We start from the raw sequence: 16,869 nt of genomic DNA, 5'->3' as shown, positions 1-16,869 counted from the left end.
AAGGCACGCCCTCCGGTTCCAGACACCTACCCTCCACCCCCTTCCTCTGCCGGTCCCGTACCGGCCGGTGAACTCGGCTACCTGGCCGCCCGGGTCATGCGGGAGGTGGCCCGCTCGTTCCGTCACCGTCGGCGTTCGCGTCGCGCTTCCGTCCCTTGTTGAAGAAAGATGACGGGCTTTGTCAACTTTTGCCGACGAGTTTGAGTGACTTCCGGCTGACGACAGATCGGGAACGCGCTTTCTAGGGTCTTTTCGTGCGTAGGTTTCCGGAGTTCGTGCGCGGACTGGTGGCGACCGCGCAACGAAGTGCCGCGGAGTTCCTGCGCGCGGTGGCCGACGACCTGCGCGGGCTGACGCCGGGGGTGGTGGCGCGTCAGGCGTCTCTGGTCGTCGCGGTGATCGCGGGTGAGGTGGCGGTGGGGCTGGTGCGGACCGGCGGTCGCCCCGATCTGCCCGATGCCGTTCCGATCGTGGTGATCGCGGCGCTGGTGGTGCTGCGGTCGAGCGTTCCGCGGGCGGCACTGTGCGCGGCGGTGTTCCTTCTTATACTTTGCCCGCCGCAGTTAGGCGCCGTGGCCGCGGCGGTGTGCGCCTGGTCGGCCGGACGCCACCCGGGGGGCCGATGGCGGATCGTGGCCGCCGTCGTCGTGTGCGCGCTGCTGTGGGTGGTGTCCCTGCCGCCTTCCCTTGTGCTGACCGCGCCGGACCGTGCGGCGGGGGAGTTGGCCGGGTTCGCCGTGGTGGTCCTGCTGCCGCTGGTGAGTGGCCGGTATGCCGAGCAGCGGCGGAGGCTGGCGACGGCCTCGGCGCGGGTCGAGGCGCAACTGCGGCGCGAGCGGTCCCTGATGGTTCGGCAGGCCCGGTTGCGTGAGCGGGGCCGGATCGCGCGGGACATGCACGACGGGCTGGGGCATCAGCTGAGCCTGCTTTCGGTACTGACCGGCGCCTTGCAGGTCGAGGCGGATCTGCCGGCGAGTGCGCGGACCATGGTGCACAGCCTGCACCGGACCGCGCTCGCCGCGGTGGTGGACTTGGCCGCGATGGTCGGCGCGCTCGCGCCCGAGGCCGCGGGGAACGACGAACTGGGCCCGCACACCGTCGACGCCCTGCCCCAACTGGTCGAGGGGTCGCGGGTGGCCGGGTCGCGAGTGGACTTCCGCCGCAACGGCGTGCCGCGGGAACTGCCCGCGGCGGTCAGCCGCGCCGCATATCGGTTGGTCCAGGAAGGACTGACCAACGCGCACAAGCACGCCACCGGAGCGCCCATCGCCGTCTCGGTCAACTACGAGCCCGACGCCCTGCTGGTGGAGGTCCGCAACGACCCGCCCGCACCGGACGCCCGGCCGGCGCCGCCCGGCACCAGGCTGGGCCTGATCGGGCTGAACGAACGCGTCCGGCTCGCCGGGGGGATCCTGCACGCGGAACCCACGCCCGACGGCGGGTTCCGGGTCGCGGCCATCCTGCCCTATGCACTCGGCGATGTCGGAGAACCTTCGACCTAGCGTGCGGCGACATTTTTCCGGCTAGTGGATTCCTTGGGAATGCTTTCGAAGGTTGACATCCGGCATTCACCAAATCTGACTTCGCCCGGTTTCTTTCGCTCCTTCACCACATGACCGGTAGGTCGCTACCTTCCACGCAGTCGACAGCCGTGCGCCGAATGACCGAATAACAAAGGAGAACCCGTGGACATCGACACCACAACCGCCCTGATCAGCCTCGCGCTGGCCGTGCCGGCCATCGCCGGGATGTGGAAGATGTTCGGCAAGGCTGGCCGTCCCGGCTGGGCCGCCATCATCCCGATCTACGACCTCTACGTCCTGCTCAAAATCGCGGGCCGCTCGGGCTGGTGGATCATCCTCTTCCTCATTCCGCTGGTGAACATCGTCGTCGGCATCATCGTCTCCGTCAACGTCGCCAAGTCCTACGGCAAGGGGGCGTCGTTCGGTTTCTTCGGACTGTTCCTGTTCGGCTTCATCGGCTACCCGATCCTCGGCTTCGGGGGCGCCCAGTACCAGGGCCCGGCTGCCGCCGCACCGCGCCAGGTTGCCGCGGTATGACGGCGTGGGGCGGGAGCGGTGACCGTTTCCGCCCCATCCGGGGACGGTCCGGAGATCGCCACCCACTCACCGCGATCGAACTCGACATTCTCGAAGCCATCGCCCGCGGGCAGAAGAATGCCGAGATCGCGAAGAACCAGTACCGATCCGTGGAGACCGTCCGCTCGCACGTCCGGACCATCCTGCGCAAGCTCGGCGCGCGCAACAGAGCCCATGCGGTCGCCATCGCCTACCACACCGGCATCTTCCACGGCTCGCACACGACGCTCGAATACCCGGAAACCGTCGGCGTTACGGTTGGGTATAGGTCTGCTTTTCGATGAGGGTGTTGTCGGCGAAGCAGAAGCGGAATACGAAGACTTCCATGGTGGTGCGTCTCTCCTCGTCGGAGAGGTAGTAGCGGCAGGTCGAGTTCGGGGGTTCGGGTGGGGCTCCGATGCGGAGGTCGGTGATCATGGGTTCGGTGGGTTCGGGCAGGACCTCGGTGACCGTGGCTTCGCTGTCGCCGACGGACACGGAGTCGTAGACGGACCTCGGTAGGGCGTTGAAGTCCTCGTTGGCCGCCAGCCAGCCGAACAGGGCCAGCACGCCGAGGAAGCACGCGGCCGCGGCGATCAGGAATCCCGTGCCGGCGTGGACGCGGGGGCGGCGCGTGGTTTCCGGGGCGTCCTGGCCGGCGTCCGGTTCGTCCGCTGTGGACGATGACTGGTTCGGGTCGTACGGGAGCATCGCGGCGATCCGGAAGCCGCCGTCCGGGGTGCCGCCGGAGTGCAGCATCCCGCCGGTGAGCCGGACTCGCTCGGCGAGCCCGATGAGGCCGAGCTTGGTGCCCGGCGTGGTCTGCCCGGTGGGGGATGCTGGTGGGCCGTTGCGGACCTCGACCAGCATCGCGTCGGGTTCGTAGGTCACCGACACGGTGATGCTCGCTCCGGCGGCGTGTTTGTGTGCGTTGGTCAGTCCTTCTTGGACGACCCGGTAGGCGGCATGGCTGGCCGCCGCGGTCAGTTCCGGCGGTGGGTCGAGGTGGTGGTAGCCGACGTCGGTACCGGCGGCGCGGGCCGCGTCCACGAGGGCGGGGATCCCCTCGGCCGTGTGGGCGCCGGGCCGGTCGGCGGGGTCGTTGTCGGGGGCCAGTGCGCCGACGGTGTCGCGGAGTTCGTCGATGGCGTTGTGCGCGGTGGTGTGCAGCGTGCCGACGGTGCCGCGGAGTTCGGCGGGCAGGTTCCGGTGCTGCTCGACGACGCCGGTGAGCAGGGAGATCAGGCTCAGCCGGTGGCCGAGCCCGTCGTGCATGTCCTGGGCGATGCGGTTGCGCTCCCGCAGCCGGGCCTGGGTTGCCAGCAGCGAGCGTTCGCGCCGGATCTGCCGGTCCTGCCAGGCCAGCGCTTGGGCGAGCTGGCGGCGTTGGGCGGCGTACAGTCCGATCAGGAAGGGCAGCACCACGCCCAGGGCGACCAGCAACAGCAGGTCCAGCCCGGCGGTCTCGTCGAGGAACGGCGCTTGGTCCTCGATGGCGAGCACGACGATCAGACCCATCGCGAGGAGGATCGCGGCAGCTGCTCGTTGCCAGGGGATGATGCGGTAGCCGGCCCAGTAGACCAGGACGAGCCCGGTGGCCAGGCTGAGGTCCCATGTGTACAGCAGAGGCACGCCGAGGACCAGCGCGACGGCGGGGAGCGCCCGCCGCAGCAGCAACAGCACGATGTACAGGACCGCGAGCCCGATGATCTGCCAGCCGGGGCGTTCGTCGACCAGTCCGGCACCGGCCGCGTCGATCGCGACGCAGACCACGATCAGCACGACCTCGGCCCGGATGCCGCGGAGGGAGGCCGTGCGTGCCCGGTCGACGGTGTCCCGGACGAACTCGACCGGCCGCCGCCACAGGGCGGTGAGGAGTCGAACCACCCGCGTCACCCTAATCGCCTCGGCCGAATTCGGTTGGGGGCTCACCTGGCGCGCCCGGGGTGATGGTCGCGGGCTTGATGATCTCGGTGGGCGGATCGTGCGGTGGCTGCTCGGGCTCGCTGGTGGTCGCGGTGGGTGGCTCGGCGGACGGTCCGTCTTCGCTGCGTTCCACCCGGTATCCGACGATCACGGTGGTGATCAGCGAGAGCGCGATCAGCGCTTCGGCGAGGAAGAACGCGCCGAAGTCCAGCAGCGACCCGATCGGCGGCTGGCCGGGCATCGTGTTGCGCAGCGGGATCAGCGCGAACAGGACCACGCCCATGAAGCTCATCGAGGGCCACAGCAGGCCCTTGCGGCCGGAGATGACGAACCAGGCGGCGAGCACGGCCATCAGGCTCATCAGCCACATCAGCAGCATGGCGAACAGCGCGAAGGCCAGCGTCCCGGTCGACCGCGAGGCGTGCACGAACAGTGACGCCCCGCCCTCGTCAGCGGTGGTCTCTTCGTTGGTGAACCGGAAGAACGAGTCGGCGTTCACGAAGGTGACGCTCGCCGGGACGGGGATGCCGTCCGCGGTGGCGACGTAGAGCGCGACGCCGGTGCGGTAGCTGTCGAACGGGTAGTCGGCCAGCGTGCCGTCCCACAGCGGCAGTTTGAGGTCGACCTGACCGGGCATCTGTCCCGCTTTGAACACCGGGGCGTCGCCTTTGGTGCCGGTGGTGTAGACGGTGAGGTCCGTGGAGGGGACCCCGCTGTCGGAGAACGTTCCTTGCGGCTCGAGCTCGAGCTGAGTGGACAGTTGCATGGTCGCCGGGTCGAGCTTCTGCGCCAGCAGGGTCAGGTCCACTCGGTTCGGCGAGCGGGTGTCCCCGGCGACCGTGGCGCTCTGTCCTTGACGGCGCTCCGCGAAGTACGTGGCCACGCTTCCCACGGTCAGCAGCACGATCACGACCGCGATCAGAATCTTTTTCGCGGATGCGGGCACGCGCCGAGAACGGCGACTGTTCATCGGGAACCTCCACGATCTGTTCAGGAGTGGGAAAAAAAGGATGCGGTCACCGCCGCGGGTGAACACCCTAGCGGTCCGCGAATTCGCGGACGATTCCTCGTCCGAATGTATAACGGCCGTGACAATTCGTTCGCGAGTTACCCGCACTCCGGTGCGCGTCGAGTCGGAGAAAGATAACGGGGCAGTGTTGACTTTCGTTGATGGCGGCGGGTGACTTTCGATGAATGACGTGGTGTGGCGCGGTTTCCGGGTTCTTTTCGTGCGTCGGCATCGCGCTCGCCGGTCGGCCCGCTAGACTCACTTCTCGTCATGGCCAGCGGGAATGCCCGCCGACGACCTCATGAGGGCACCGTGATCCGGATACTCATCGCCGACGACGAGCCCCTGCTGCGGGCGGGGATCTCCACCATCCTGTCCGCGGCCGAGGACATCACCGTCGTCGCGGAAGCCGGGAGCGGTGCCGAGGCGATCGACCTCGCGGTGCGGGAGCGGCCGGATGTCGTGCTGCTGGACCTGCGCATGCCGGGCATGGGCGGGCTCGCGGCGATCCCCCGGTTGCGGGAGGTCGCGCCGGGGGCCCGGGTGATCGTGCTGACCACGTTCGACGAGGACTACAACATCGCCACCGCGCTGGAGGCGGGCGCTTCCGGGTTCCTGCTCAAGCGGTCGGCCGCCGAGGAACTGCTGCGGGGCATCCGTACCGTCCACAATGGCGATACCTATTTGTCACCGTCGGTCACCGGCCGGGTGGTGGGAATGATCACCACGACGGATCGGGCCCGGCGAGAGAAGGCCAAGCAGCTGATCGCCAGGCTCACTCCCCGTGAGCAGGATGTGCTGTGGTTGCTGGGTGAGGGACTGTCCAACGCGGACATCGGGGCCCGGCTGCGGATGCGCGAGGCGAGCATCAAGACCTACGTCAGCCGCCTGCTGGGCAAACTCGGCTGCGCGAACCGGGTCCAGGCCGCGCTGCTCGTGCGCGACGCGGGACCGGCCCAGCGGCCCGGCAACCGCGCCTGACCGCCCGCCGGACGCTTTCGAAAGTCAACACTTCTCGCCCACGAAATCAGGCACGGCGCGGTTTCTTTCGCCCCTTCGCGCCGGGCTCCTCGATCGTTACCGTCGCCCTTGCCGACGCCGCGTTCGGAAGGTCGGCAACGGTTCTGGGAAATGAACTGGTGAAGGCGTGACATGCGTTTCAGAGTTTTTGCCGCGGGAGCGTTCGGGGCGGCCGCGGTGGCGGTCAGCGTGGTGATTCCGCCGAAGGGCTCCTCGGCGGTTTCGTTTCCCGCGTCGCCGTGCGTTGCGGCGGCGCCGGGACACGCACCCGCCGCGGGCCGAAGCGCGTGGCGTCCGCTGTGGGTGAAGCTGGCGCTGGGTGTGCTGACCACGGAGATCTTCGTACGGCACCCGGTGATCCGCCGGGAGCAGGCACGGCTGCGCGGAAACCCGCCATCTCCGTGCCCGCCGGCGGTACGCGTACTCCCTCGCCGGTCTCGCCAAGGAAGTGATCGTGTTCGGTCTCATTTCGCTGATCGCCTCCCGCATCGTCGAGGCGGCGCTGGTCCTGCCGGGGATCGCCGTGTTCGTCTACGTTGACGTCGCCTACGTGGTCCTGTGGGACCTGCTCGCGCTCGTGTACCTGGCCGTGCGGCTGGCACGCCTGAAGCGCTCCGCGGGGCAACGGGACGCCGCGTGGCTACGGAACACGCTCGGGCGGCGGAGCGGCCTGGTGTTCACGCTGTTCACCAGTCTTGCCGGTATCTCCGCGGGCCTGATGATCGTGCTGGGCAGCGACGACGAGTTCGAGGCGATCGTGGGCAAGCTCTTCGGCGTCCCCGCGGTGGTGCTGGCGTGGGGCATTCTGCATTTCGGATACGCCGAGCGCTACGCGCGGGATTTCTACGCGGCCCTGCCCGAGCAGGTCATGGTTTTCCCCGGCACCGACCGGCCCACCTTGGTGGACTTCGCGTACTTCTCCTTCACGCTCGGCACTTCGTTCGCGGTGTCCGATGTGGAGACTCAAGGCTCGGCGATACGGCTTCGGGTGCTCGCGCACAGCGTTCTCTCGTTCCTCTACAACACCGCCATCGTCGGCATCGCCGTCGGCGTGCTCAGCGGCAAGTAGCAGCAGTTCAACACATTTGAAAGGTAAGAGATGGTTCATCAGAAGAAGCTCATCGCAGGGGTGAGCGTGGTCGCGGTGGGCGCCACGGTCGCGGTGGTGCTCTCGGGGTCCGCGACCGGTGCGCAGGGATTGTCGTGGGCGCCGTGCGAAGGGGAGGAGTTGCAGGGTCTGGAGTGCGCCACGCTCGAGGTGCCGATGGACTACGACCATCCGGACGGCACGCGGATCAAGCTCGCGATCAGCCGGTTGAAGGCCAAGGATCCGCGGCACCGCAGGGGGGTGCTGCTCACCAACCCCGGCGGCTCCGGCGGAGCGGGCCGCGACCTGCCCACCGCCTACGCCGATCAGCCGATCGCCGGGGCCTACGACATCATCGGGATCGACGTGCGCGGGCTGGGCGGCTCCACCCCGCTCAAGTGCGAGAAGCCGGGCGGCCACGAACCCGAGGAATCGACCCGGCCCAGCGACGCCGACTTCCGCCGGATCGCGGAGAACGAGCGGCAGTGGGAGGCGGGCTGCCAGCGCGGTGGCGGCGAGTTCCGGCGCCACGTGACCACCCCGAACACCGCCCGCGACATGGACCAAGTCCGCCAGGCACTGCGCGAGGAGAAGATCAACTATCTCGGGGTGTCCTACGGCACCTGGCTGGGCGCGGTCTACGGCCAGCTCTTCCCCGAGCACCTCGACCGAAGCGTGCTGGACTCCTCCCTCGACCCGGGCACCACCTGGCACGACCAGGCCTACGACGTGGTCGACACGATCAAGGCCAACTTCGACAAGTGGGCGGACTGGACCGCGCGCCGCGACGGCACCTTCCACCTGGGCGACACGCGTGCGAAGGTCCGGGCCGACATCGACAAACTGGCCGACGCGCTGGCCGCCAAACCGGTCGGCGGAATCGAGAACCAGACCCAGCTCGACACGGCGATCGGCCAGTACACCCGCTACCGGCAGACCTGGGCGCCGCTGGCCAAGCAACTGCAGAAAACCCTGGCCGCCCTCGACCTGCCGGGCGCCGACCCGGCGCTGGTCGAGAGCAACCGGCGCGCGGTCGCGGCGGCGGACCAGCTCGAGAAGCAGGCCAAGACGGAGAACGGCGTCTACCGCACGGTCCTCTGCGACTGGGACTGGCCCACCGACCTGGGCCACTACTACCGCGACATGCGGCGCGTGCGGGACACCCTCCCGTTCGGCGGCACCGTGTCCCAGATGGCGCCGAACAACTGCGCCTTCCACCGCCACGAGAACGAGCCGCTGCCCAAGATCGACCTGGCGGCCTACCCCCAGGGCCTGGTGCTGGCCTCCGATGGTGACACCCAGACCCCGCTGGTCAACGGCGAAGCCATGGCCAAGACCCTGGGCAGCTCGCTGATCGCGGTGCACGACGAGGGACAGCACGCCCAGTACGCCATGGGCACCTCCGACCCGGACATCCCGGTCAACACCAACGCCTGCGTCAACGACGCGGTGAACGCCTACCTGGTCGACGGGAAGCTGCCGCCGCGCCGGACCGACTGCGCCACCACCAACCCGCCCGCGGCCATCCCCACCGACCCGGCGCCGGGTGTGGAGGACCTGATCGCGGACCTCGGCCGGATCGCCGAGCAACTGGTGCACGCGGTGCTGCCGCACCCCGCGCGCTGATCCCCGCCCGCCGGACCGTGCCCACCGCCCCCGGGCACGGTCCGGCTCCCACCTTCACCGTGAAAGGACATCGGCGATGGCCGAGCACACCACCACACCCGGCAACCCGCTGCGCGAGGGGATGACGCGGGCTCAGCGCCCCACCGGGCCACTGCTCGGGATCATCGTGACCGCCGCGCTGTTCCTCGCGGGCCAGGCGGTCTTCCTGCCGCTCCTCGGCACCGGGTCCGGCGAGGGCGTGACCCTCGGCCTGCGCGAGCAACTGCTGTTCAGCGTGATGTTCGCCGGGTCGCTGGTGTTGCTGGCGGCGTGGGTGCGGTGGAAGGAGCGCCGCCCGCTCGGCAGCCTCGGCTTCGTCCCCGCATCGGGCGCCGGGCGTCGCATCGGGCGGGGCGCCATCACCGCGCTGGCGTTCACCGGCGTCGTCGTCGCCGTCAACCAGCTGACCGGGCAGGCCGAGTTCGCCCGGGACGGGCTGAAGGCCGCCAACCTCGTCCCCGCGCTTCTCCTGCTGATCGGATTCGCCATCCAGGGCAGCACCGAGGAGATCTTCTGCCGCGGCTACCTCACCCAGGCTTTGGCGCGCAAATGGGGCCTGGTCGCCGCCGTGCTCATCCAGACCGTCTTCTTCGCCGCCCTGCACGCCGCCAACGGTGGCCTCACCGCGGTGGCCGTCGCCAACCTCGTCCTGGTCGCGCTGTTCCTGTCTTTCTGGTCCCTGGCCGAAGGCGGCCTGTGGGAGGTGTGCGCGTTCCACGCGGTGTGGAACTGGAGTCAGGGCAACGTTTACGGCGCGGCGGTGTCCAATATGCACATCGCCACCTCGGTCGGCGACTTCCGGCCCAAACCCGGCAGCAACGACCTGATCACCGGCGGCGGGTTCGGCCTCGAAGGCAGCCTGCTCACCACGGCCCTGCTTGCCGTCGGCACGATCTGCGCCCTCATCGCCTACCGCAGGTCCACCGTTATCCGCGCAGGCGCGAAAAGGTCACCAGCACAGTGATCGACCGGACCATGCCCGCCGTGCTCGCCCTGGCCGGTGGCGGGGTTCTCGCGGTGCTGCTGGTGATCCCGTACCTGTGGTGGAGCTACCGCCGCCGCGGCGAACTCGGCGCCGGGCACCTGGTGCTGGCCTTCGGATTCCTGGTCTACGCGCTGGCGTTGTGGACCTACACGCTGCTGCCCGTCCCGATCCTCGATCCTGGCCGGGAAGTTCCCGCACGACACCGGGGTGTTCACCAACAAAGGCGCCGACGGGGGCTTCACCGCCTTCCACGACAAGGGCGGCGAGAAGGACCCCCTCGCCACCTCGCTGCAGCAGGCTGGATCAGCGAAGGGCTGGGGCTGCACGCGCAGGACATCATCTTCCCCGAAGACCAGGCACAGGCGTGGCTCACCGACACCGTCCTCGCGTCGCACCGCATCCCGCCGGACGGTAGTGATTTCGCCACGATCCACCACGTCCAGAACGTTCTGTGGGGCGCCTGGGGCAATGCGGCCTTCCTCGCCGCCGACCACCACCCCGACACGGAGATCGCGGAATACCTCCTGCGATGGGCATTGCTCACCGAGGCGGAGACACAATGGACGTTCGACTTCCTGAAAACGCCCGGCATGAACACATACGTCCTGGCCTATTTCCACGGATGGCGGCTCCTGCAAGCGTGGCTCAACCACCCCGCACGAACCGAACGTGTGCGTCGCCTGCTCACCGAACCACTGCTCCCCGCGGACCTGGACACCCGCACGACCGGCCCGGCCACCGACCACGACAAGCCGCCCGATAAGAAATAATGACCTTGCCGTAAGAGGCGCCCGGTGTGCGGTCGCCGCGGGGATGGGCTGGACGCGTACTGGCAGCGCCGCTATGAGGGCGGCGCCAGTGCCCGTAGGTCGACGATGGCGGGGATATTCGTGCAAAGCGTCCCGGTGCCCGGGTGGTCAATCCGGCCACCGGACCGCCGGTCCTGACCTGATGGCCGCGCAGCCTCGGTGCCCGCATCGCAACACGAACCACCGAGTCCCTCCGGCGATGTGGTCATTCGATGAGGACATCGGTAAGCGTGGAATCGGCTGCTCCGCGCGATCTACTGTCGGCACTCCGATGGGTCGCACGGAAGGAAACGAGATGATTGTTCGAAGATTCACCACGATTCTGGCGCTGTTCGGGGTGTTGTCGATGTCGGTGATCGCCGGGTCGGCCAATGCCGGATCGGAAACCTTGGCCGCGACGCCGACCTGCAACGAGTACACCCTGCAGTTCGTGTACTGGGGGGTTTTCACCGTCTACCCGAGTTATGGAAGTGATTCGTTCGACACCAACTGCCTGCTCAGTGACAGCCGAGCCGACGGCACCGCCGTCTACTACCTCGAACATTCGCTGCGGTATTGCCACAATCAACAAAGGGTGAATGTGGATCGGGTGTTCGACGGCGACACGACTACCGCGGTCCGGACTGTGCAACGGTTCTTCGGTCTCCGCGAGGATGGGATCTTCGGTCCGGCTACGAGCAGGGCCATGTTGTGGTCCCGATGGGGAACGGACGGGTCCTATTACGGTTGCGGCTTCCGTCCCTAGGCCAGTGAGTCGTCGAGGGGGCGGCCGTCGCCGTGATCGAGGCATCCGGCGGTGAGCGCGACGATGGCCATGCCGAGCAGGGACCGGTGATTCCCGGTCCCTGCGCGTTGCCCGGCGAAGGTCAGCAGTGCGAACCCCTCGACGAGCGCGGTCGCCAGACCGGCCAGCTCGTCGATTGTGACGCCGGGCCGCAGCCGGGCTCCGGAGAGCAGCTCTCGATAGGTCGAGGACCAGGCCGCGCGGCGTTCCCGGTAGAGATCGTCGGCGGCCTGTTCCCCGGTCAGCGCGGTGATCATCGACACCCGGTGGGCCGAATCGGCGAGCAGCACCTGAAGTTCGCGGTCGGCCAGTTCCCGCAGGAGCACGGCACGGCCGTCCCGTCCGGTGTGCACCCCGGCCACCGCGAGTCGCCGCTTCCACAGGGAATACGCGATGAGGTCCTCGAGGTAGTGCGACCGGAACGGCCAGCGATCGCGGAAGGTGCCGAGCGATCCACGGAGCCCGGCCGGGCCGCTGGCCACTTCCCGGATCGCGCTGTCCTGCGTGATCCAGCTGAAAAACGGGACACTTCCTGCCGCGTCGTGCTGGCGGTCGGCGAACCGGGCCGCGATGATCCTGCATCCGGCGTCCAGGTATTCCCTGGTGAGGGGGTCGTTGGCCAGCCTGCGCCGGGTGGCACCGGTTTTCCTGGTGCTGCTGGTACTGCCGGCGAGCCGGCCGAGCACCAGGCCGAGATCGGTGTGCTCCACGGGGTCGTCCCTTCCCGGGTCAGATGCCGCAGTGGGCGCGGCTGGTCCACAGCTCGAGGCTGGCGATCGCCTGCCGGCCCTCGGCGGTCCTCGGGTGCAGACCGTCCGGCGGGTTCTGCCCGGGAATCGGATCGTCGAGTGACCGGCGTAGCGCCTCGTTCTGGTAGCTGTACGCGTGATAGTCGACGTAGAAGAACCGGCCAGGCCACCGGTTCTGCAGGTCCCGGAGGTGCTGGTTGAACGCCCTGGCCACCTCGGGCGGGGTTCCCCTGCGGTCGATCTCCCGGGCTCCCGCCCACACCACGCACTTTCCCCGGTCGGCAAGGCGTTGCGCCTCGGCGTCGACCTCGGTGAAGATCCGCTGGAACTCGACGAGCACCGGGTCCGGCGGGGTGCCCGGGCAACCCGGCATGATGCACGCGATGTCGTTGCTGCCGAGTTCGATCCAGACGGCCTGGGCCGGGGAGCGGCCGGCGTCGCCGAACGAGTCCGCGTCACCGTCGTCACCGATGTCGTGACCGGGTGCCGGGTCGTTGGTGTCCCCGCCGGGCACGCTGTGGCACATGACGTTCCACCCGATCCCGACCCGCTCCCAGGTGTGCAGCCCCGCCGCGGTGTTGGTCGGCCCGTAGGGCACCAGCAGGGAAATACTGTCGCCGATCACGTAGATGCCGGGCGCCCACGGGCCGCTCTGGCCCATCGCGAACGCGTCCGGATGGGCGCACGGGGTTCGTTCGCGGAGCGGGACCGGGGCGCCGGTCTTCGGTTCCGCCGGGGTGCTGTTCAACGCGGCGACGAGTGCCACGCAACCCGCGAGCGCGGTCAGGGAGAAACGCATCGGATTCCTTTTGGTCGTGGCGGATACACCCTTCCTCGTCGATTCGCGAGCAGGGCTGCCCCGGCAGCGCTGACGGTCTGTCTTCGTGACGCTGCGCTGGTTTCCGGGCTAGGTGGTTTTGGTGAGGAGTTTGTCCGGGGTGATGGGGAGTTCGCGGATGCGGTGGCCGGTGGCGTGGGAGACGGCGTTGACGATGGCCGGTGCGGCGCCGATGGTGCAGAGTTCGCCGAGGCCTTTGACGCCTTGGGGGAGGTGCGGGTCGTCGACTTCGACGAAGCAGGCGTCGATGTCGGGGACGTCGGCGTTGACCGGGACGTGGTAGCCCCAGAGTCCGGCATTGGTGATCCGGGCGTGGGTGCGGTCGATTTCGCTGACCTCGGTGAGCGCTTGGCCGATGCCGAAGGTGACGCCGCCGATGATCTGGCTGCGTGCGGTGCGGGGGTTGATGATCCGCCCGGCTTCGATGACCTTGACGTAGCGGGTGACCCGGACGGTGCCGAGGTCGGGGTCCACGCGGACTTCGGCGAAGTCGGCGCCGAAGGCGTAGTGGGCGTAGGGGTCGAGGCCCGGTGGGGTGTGTTCGCCGAGTGCGTCCACGGATTGGAGTTGGTTGCGGCGCAGTAGCCGCGAGTAGGTTTCGCCCCGCTGGGGGTTGTCTCGCAGGTGCAGATAGCCGTGGTCGACGGTGACCGTGTGCGGGTCCGCGCCGGACAGCGGGGAGCGCGGGTCGTTGATCGCGAGGTGAATCACCTTGTCCCGCAACGCGTTCCCGGCGAGGGTGACCGTGGCCGACACGGTTTGGGCGGTCAGCGAGCCGATCGACGGCGGTGCCGGGGGTAGGTCGGTGTCGCCGATTTCCGGGCGGATGCGGTCGATCGGCAGGCCGAGTGCGTCGGCGGCGACCTGGCAGAGGATGGTGGCGGTGCCGGTGCCGATGTCCTGGGTGCCCATCTGCACGAGTGCGGTGCCGTCGGCGTGCAGGACGGCGCGCGCGGCGGCGGCGCGGCTGGCGGCGAACCGCAGTGCGGTCGACATGCCCCAGCCCACCAGGTACCTGCCGTCGCGCATGCTGCGTGGCCGCGGGTCGCGTTGTGCCCAGCCGAATCTGCGGGCTCCGAGGTCGTAGCAGGCCAGCAGGCCGTTGCTGGACCAGGGTTTGCCGGTCGCCGGTTCGCGGTCGGCGAAGTTGCGCCGGCGGATCTCGAGCGGGTCGAGGCCGAGTTCTTCGGCGAGTTCGTCCATCGCCGCTTCGAGGGCGATCAGCCCCTGCCCCTCGTGCGGGGAACGCATCGGGGTGGGGGACTGGGTGTTGACCTGGACGAACCGCGGCACCACGCGGATGTTCGGGCTGCGGTAGGGGATGGTGGTGGCCGAGGTGATCGACGGCGGTGGGGTGTCGTACCAGGCGGAGGTTTCGGTGATGGTGCCGTAGTCGATCGCGGTGAGCGTGCCGTCGTGGCGGGCGCCCAGCCGGATGTGCTGCCTGCTGCGGGCCCGGTGGCCGCTGGCGGCGATCATCTGCGCGCGGGTGACCACCAGCCGGGTGGTGCGGCCGGTGACCTGGGCGGCCATCACCGCGGTGATCGTGGGCCACCACAGGCTCGCTTTTCCGCCGAACCCGCCGCCGAGGAAGGCGCAGACCACCCGCACCTGCTCGGGGCGCAGCCCGAATGCCAGTGCCACCCCGTTGCGCAGGACGCCGACACTTTGCGTGCTGGCGTGCACGGTCACCTCGCCGGGGGCCCAGTGCGCGGTCGTCGCGATCAGTTCCATCGGATGCTGGTGCTGGGCTTGCAGGTGGTAGGTGCGGTCGACCTGGATATCCGCCTCGGCGAGCCCGGTTTCGACGTCGCCGATCGACAGCGGCGGCGCGTACCGGGAGGCGAAGGCGTCGCCGATCCGGTCGTACAGGGTCGCCACCGGCTGCTCGGCCGCGTAGGAGACGCGCAGCAGGGTGGCCGCATGCCTGGCGCGTTCGGCCGTGTCGGCGACGACCACGGCCACCGGTTGTTCGGCGTAGTGGATCCGCTCGTCCTGCAGGATCCCGATCGTGTCCCCGGCCGGTCCGGAGACCTCCCGGCCCGGCACGGGATGGGTCCGCGGTGCGTTGCGGTGGGTGAGGACGGCGAGCACCCCCTCGGCCGATTCGGCGGCGGAGGAGTCGATCGACCTCACCCGCCCGCGGGCGATGGCGGCGCCCACGGCGACCGCGTGGACGAGGCCCTGCTGGGCTAGGTCGGCGGTGTAGCGGGCGGCGCCGGTGACCTTCGCGCGCCCTTCCACCCGGGCGATCGGCTGGCCGACACTCATCGTCCACCATCCACTTCGGACAGTGCGCGGAGTACCGCGCGCTCGGTCAGCGGCACCTTGAACCCGTTGTGCTCCCGGGGTGTCGCGCCCTCGGTCGCCGCCCGGCCGGCGGCCGCCCGGGCGGTGTCGTCGAACCGGCGGCCGCGCAACGCGTGCTCGGCGGCGCGGGCGCGCCACGGCCGCGGCGCCACCCCGCCCAGCGCGATCCGCACGTCGTGGACGACGCCGTCCCGCAGCTCGAGCGCCACGGCCACCGAGACGAGCGCGAAGGCGAACGAAGCCCGATCCCGCACCTTGAGGTAGTGCGAGCGCGCCGCGAAAGCGGTTGCCGGAACATCGATCGCGGTGATCAGCTCCCCATGTGCCAGTGCGGTCTCCCGGTGCGGCTGGTCTCCGGGCAGGAGGTACAGCTCCTCGATCGGAATCGCCCGTTCACCCGCCGGGCCCCGGGTGCGGACGACCGCGTCGAGGGCGGTCAGCGCGACCGCGAGGTCCGAGGGGTGCACCGCGATGCAGTGCTCGCTGCCCCCGAGGATCGCGTTGTTCCGGTGCACGCCGCTTAGCGCGGCGCAGCCGGAACCCGGTACCCGCCGGTTGCAGGGGAACCGGACCTCCCGGTAGTAGGCGCATCGCGTGCGCTGCAGCAGATTCCCGCCCGGCGTGGCCATGTTCCGCACCTGCGGCGAGGCCGCCGACCCGCCCGCCTCGGCCAGCACCGGAAACCGCCGCCGGATCTCCGGGTGCTCGTGCACCAGTGGGGCCAGCGCTCCGATGCGCACCCGGCGGGCGTCCGCCCGCACCTCGGTCAACGGCAGCGCACCGATGTCCACCAGCCGGTTCGGCGCCTCCTGGCCCTCTCGCACGAGGTTGAGCAGCTCGGTGCCACCGGCGAGAAACCGTGCCGCCGGATCGGCGGCCACCGTCTCGACGGCCATCGCGACGGAGTGCGCCCGGGTGTAGGCGAACGGCCTCATCCCCGGCTCCCGCCCGCCGCGTCCCGCACGGCCGCCACGATGTTCGGATACGCCGCACAACGGCAGAGGTTGCCGCTCATCCATTCCCGGATCTCCGCCGGCGATCCCGCGTGCCCTTCCGCGATCACCGCGGTCGCGGAGACGATCTGGCCGGGCGTGCAGTATCCACATTGGAACGCGTCGTGGTCGAGGAACGCCTGCTGCACCGGATGCAGCCGCTCACCCCGCGCCAAACCCTCCACCGTGGTGATCTCCACCCCGCGCTGCATCACCGCGAGCGTCAGGCAGGCGTTGGCCCGCTGCCCGTCCAGCAGCACCGTGCACGCCCCGCACGCACCCTGGTCACAGCCCTTCTTGGTCCCGGTGAGCCCGAGCCGCTCCCGCAACGCGTCGAGCAGGGTCACCCGCGGCTCGACCGCGATCGCGAAATCGCGCCCGTTGACCCGCAACGTGACCTCGGCCGGGCCGGGACCGAGCGATTCCGGCCCCGCGGCCACCGGCTCCGCTCGCCCGATCCCGGTCCCGGCAGCGGTCCCGGCCACCGCCGCCGTGCCGATCAGCGCACCACGCGCCAGGATCTGGCGCCGACTGTGCAGCACTGACTCATTCATCGAAACCCTCACCTCCACGAACTGACCCGGACCACACACACCGGCCGACACCATGCGAGCAAC

Annotated in this window: 16 protein-coding genes; 9 read left to right on the top strand and 7 right to left on the bottom strand. The window is 69.5% G+C overall.

Annotated features, from left to right (window positions below; genetic code table 11):
• The first annotated feature begins 254 nt into the window (after window positions 1-254).
• From FXO23_RS46335 to FXO23_RS46325, 3 genes are all read left to right on the top strand, one after another.
• A complete protein-coding gene (locus FXO23_RS46335; protein WP_158894800.1) occupies window positions 255-1,502 on the top strand; it encodes a sensor histidine kinase in 1,248 nt (415 codons plus the stop codon).
• A 183-nt stretch (window positions 1,503-1,685) separates the two neighbouring features.
• Window positions 1,686-2,060, top strand: coding sequence for a DUF5684 domain-containing protein (locus FXO23_RS46330; protein ID WP_158894797.1), 375 nt, complete (start codon window positions 1,686-1,688; stop codon window positions 2,058-2,060).
• Window positions 2,057-2,383, top strand: coding sequence for a response regulator transcription factor (locus tag FXO23_RS46325; RefSeq protein ID WP_158894794.1), 327 nt, complete (start codon window positions 2,057-2,059; stop codon window positions 2,381-2,383). The genes FXO23_RS46330 and FXO23_RS46325 overlap by 4 nt, the downstream gene beginning before the upstream one ends.
• On the opposite strand, the gene FXO23_RS46320 is transcribed toward FXO23_RS46325, so the two are convergent.
• Window positions 2,352-3,965 (bottom strand): sensor histidine kinase, encoded by a 1,614-nt coding sequence (locus tag FXO23_RS46320; RefSeq protein WP_158894792.1) that lies wholly within the window; start codon window positions 3,963-3,965, stop codon window positions 2,352-2,354. The two genes, FXO23_RS46325 and FXO23_RS46320, sit on opposite strands and share 32 nt — an antisense overlap.
• Window positions 3,966-3,975: 10 nt before the next feature.
• Entirely contained in the window at window positions 3,976-4,950 is a 975-nt protein-coding gene (locus FXO23_RS46315) for a DUF4436 family protein (RefSeq protein ID WP_218952373.1), read from the bottom strand.
• A gap of 375 nt (window positions 4,951-5,325) precedes the next feature.
• Between FXO23_RS46315 and FXO23_RS46310 the strand changes: the two genes are divergently transcribed.
• The 6 genes from FXO23_RS46310 (at window position 5,326) to FXO23_RS46285 (ending at window position 11,324) form a co-directional block, all read left to right on the top strand.
• A complete protein-coding gene (locus FXO23_RS46310; protein ID WP_179957066.1) occupies window positions 5,326-5,994 on the top strand; it encodes a response regulator in 669 nt (222 codons plus the stop codon).
• Between the two features lie 493 nt (window positions 5,995-6,487).
• Entirely contained in the window at window positions 6,488-7,102 is a 615-nt protein-coding gene (locus FXO23_RS46305; protein WP_158894783.1) for a DUF1345 domain-containing protein, read from the top strand.
• Between the two features lie 30 nt (window positions 7,103-7,132).
• The gene (locus FXO23_RS46300; protein WP_158894780.1) at window positions 7,133-8,746 is read left to right on the top strand and encodes an alpha/beta fold hydrolase; all 1,614 of its coding nucleotides are present in this window, start codon (window positions 7,133-7,135) and stop codon (window positions 8,744-8,746) included.
• A gap of 76 nt (window positions 8,747-8,822) precedes the next feature.
• Window positions 8,823-9,749, top strand: a complete 927-nt coding sequence (locus tag FXO23_RS46295) for a CPBP family intramembrane glutamic endopeptidase (protein WP_158894777.1) — start codon at window positions 8,823-8,825, stop codon at window positions 9,747-9,749.
• Complete coding sequence (locus FXO23_RS50920; RefSeq protein WP_179957065.1) at window positions 9,746-10,540, top strand: hypothetical protein; 795 nt, start codon at window positions 9,746-9,748, stop codon at window positions 10,538-10,540. Before FXO23_RS46295 ends, FXO23_RS50920 begins: the two co-directional genes overlap by 4 nt.
• A gap of 310 nt (window positions 10,541-10,850) precedes the next feature.
• Entirely contained in the window at window positions 10,851-11,324 is a 474-nt protein-coding gene (locus tag FXO23_RS46285) for a peptidoglycan-binding domain-containing protein (RefSeq protein ID WP_158894775.1), read from the top strand.
• On the opposite strand, the gene FXO23_RS46280 is transcribed toward FXO23_RS46285, so the two are convergent.
• The 5 genes from FXO23_RS46280 to FXO23_RS46260 all read right to left on the bottom strand — a co-directional run bounded on the left by FXO23_RS46280 (window position 11,321) and on the right by FXO23_RS46260 (window position 16,806).
• Entirely contained in the window at window positions 11,321-12,073 is a 753-nt protein-coding gene (locus FXO23_RS46280) for a hypothetical protein (RefSeq protein ID WP_158894773.1), read from the bottom strand. The two genes, FXO23_RS46285 and FXO23_RS46280, sit on opposite strands and share 4 nt — an antisense overlap.
• 19 nt (window positions 12,074-12,092) lie before the next feature.
• A complete protein-coding gene (locus FXO23_RS46275; RefSeq protein WP_158894770.1) occupies window positions 12,093-12,911 on the bottom strand; it encodes an SGNH/GDSL hydrolase family protein in 819 nt (272 codons plus the stop codon).
• Between the two features lie 108 nt (window positions 12,912-13,019).
• On the bottom strand, window positions 13,020-15,221 hold the full coding sequence (locus FXO23_RS46270; RefSeq protein ID WP_158894767.1) for a xanthine dehydrogenase family protein molybdopterin-binding subunit: 2,202 nt from the start codon (window positions 15,219-15,221) through the stop codon (window positions 13,020-13,022).
• Window positions 15,218-16,195, bottom strand: a complete 978-nt coding sequence (locus tag FXO23_RS46265; protein ID WP_158894764.1) for an FAD binding domain-containing protein — start codon at window positions 16,193-16,195, stop codon at window positions 15,218-15,220. Before FXO23_RS46265 ends, FXO23_RS46270 begins: the two co-directional genes overlap by 4 nt.
• Window positions 16,192-16,806, bottom strand: coding sequence for a 2Fe-2S iron-sulfur cluster-binding protein (locus FXO23_RS46260; RefSeq protein WP_158894761.1), 615 nt, complete (start codon window positions 16,804-16,806; stop codon window positions 16,192-16,194). Before FXO23_RS46260 ends, FXO23_RS46265 begins: the two co-directional genes overlap by 4 nt.
• Window positions 16,807-16,869: the final 63 nt, after the last annotated feature.

Source organism: Amycolatopsis anabasis, from assembly GCF_009765355.1.
GTDB classification, from domain to species: domain Bacteria; phylum Actinomycetota; class Actinomycetes; order Mycobacteriales; family Pseudonocardiaceae; genus Amycolatopsis; species Amycolatopsis anabasis.
The sequence above is the reverse complement of the archived record's forward strand: the minus strand, read 5'-3'. Positions and strand labels throughout refer to the sequence as shown.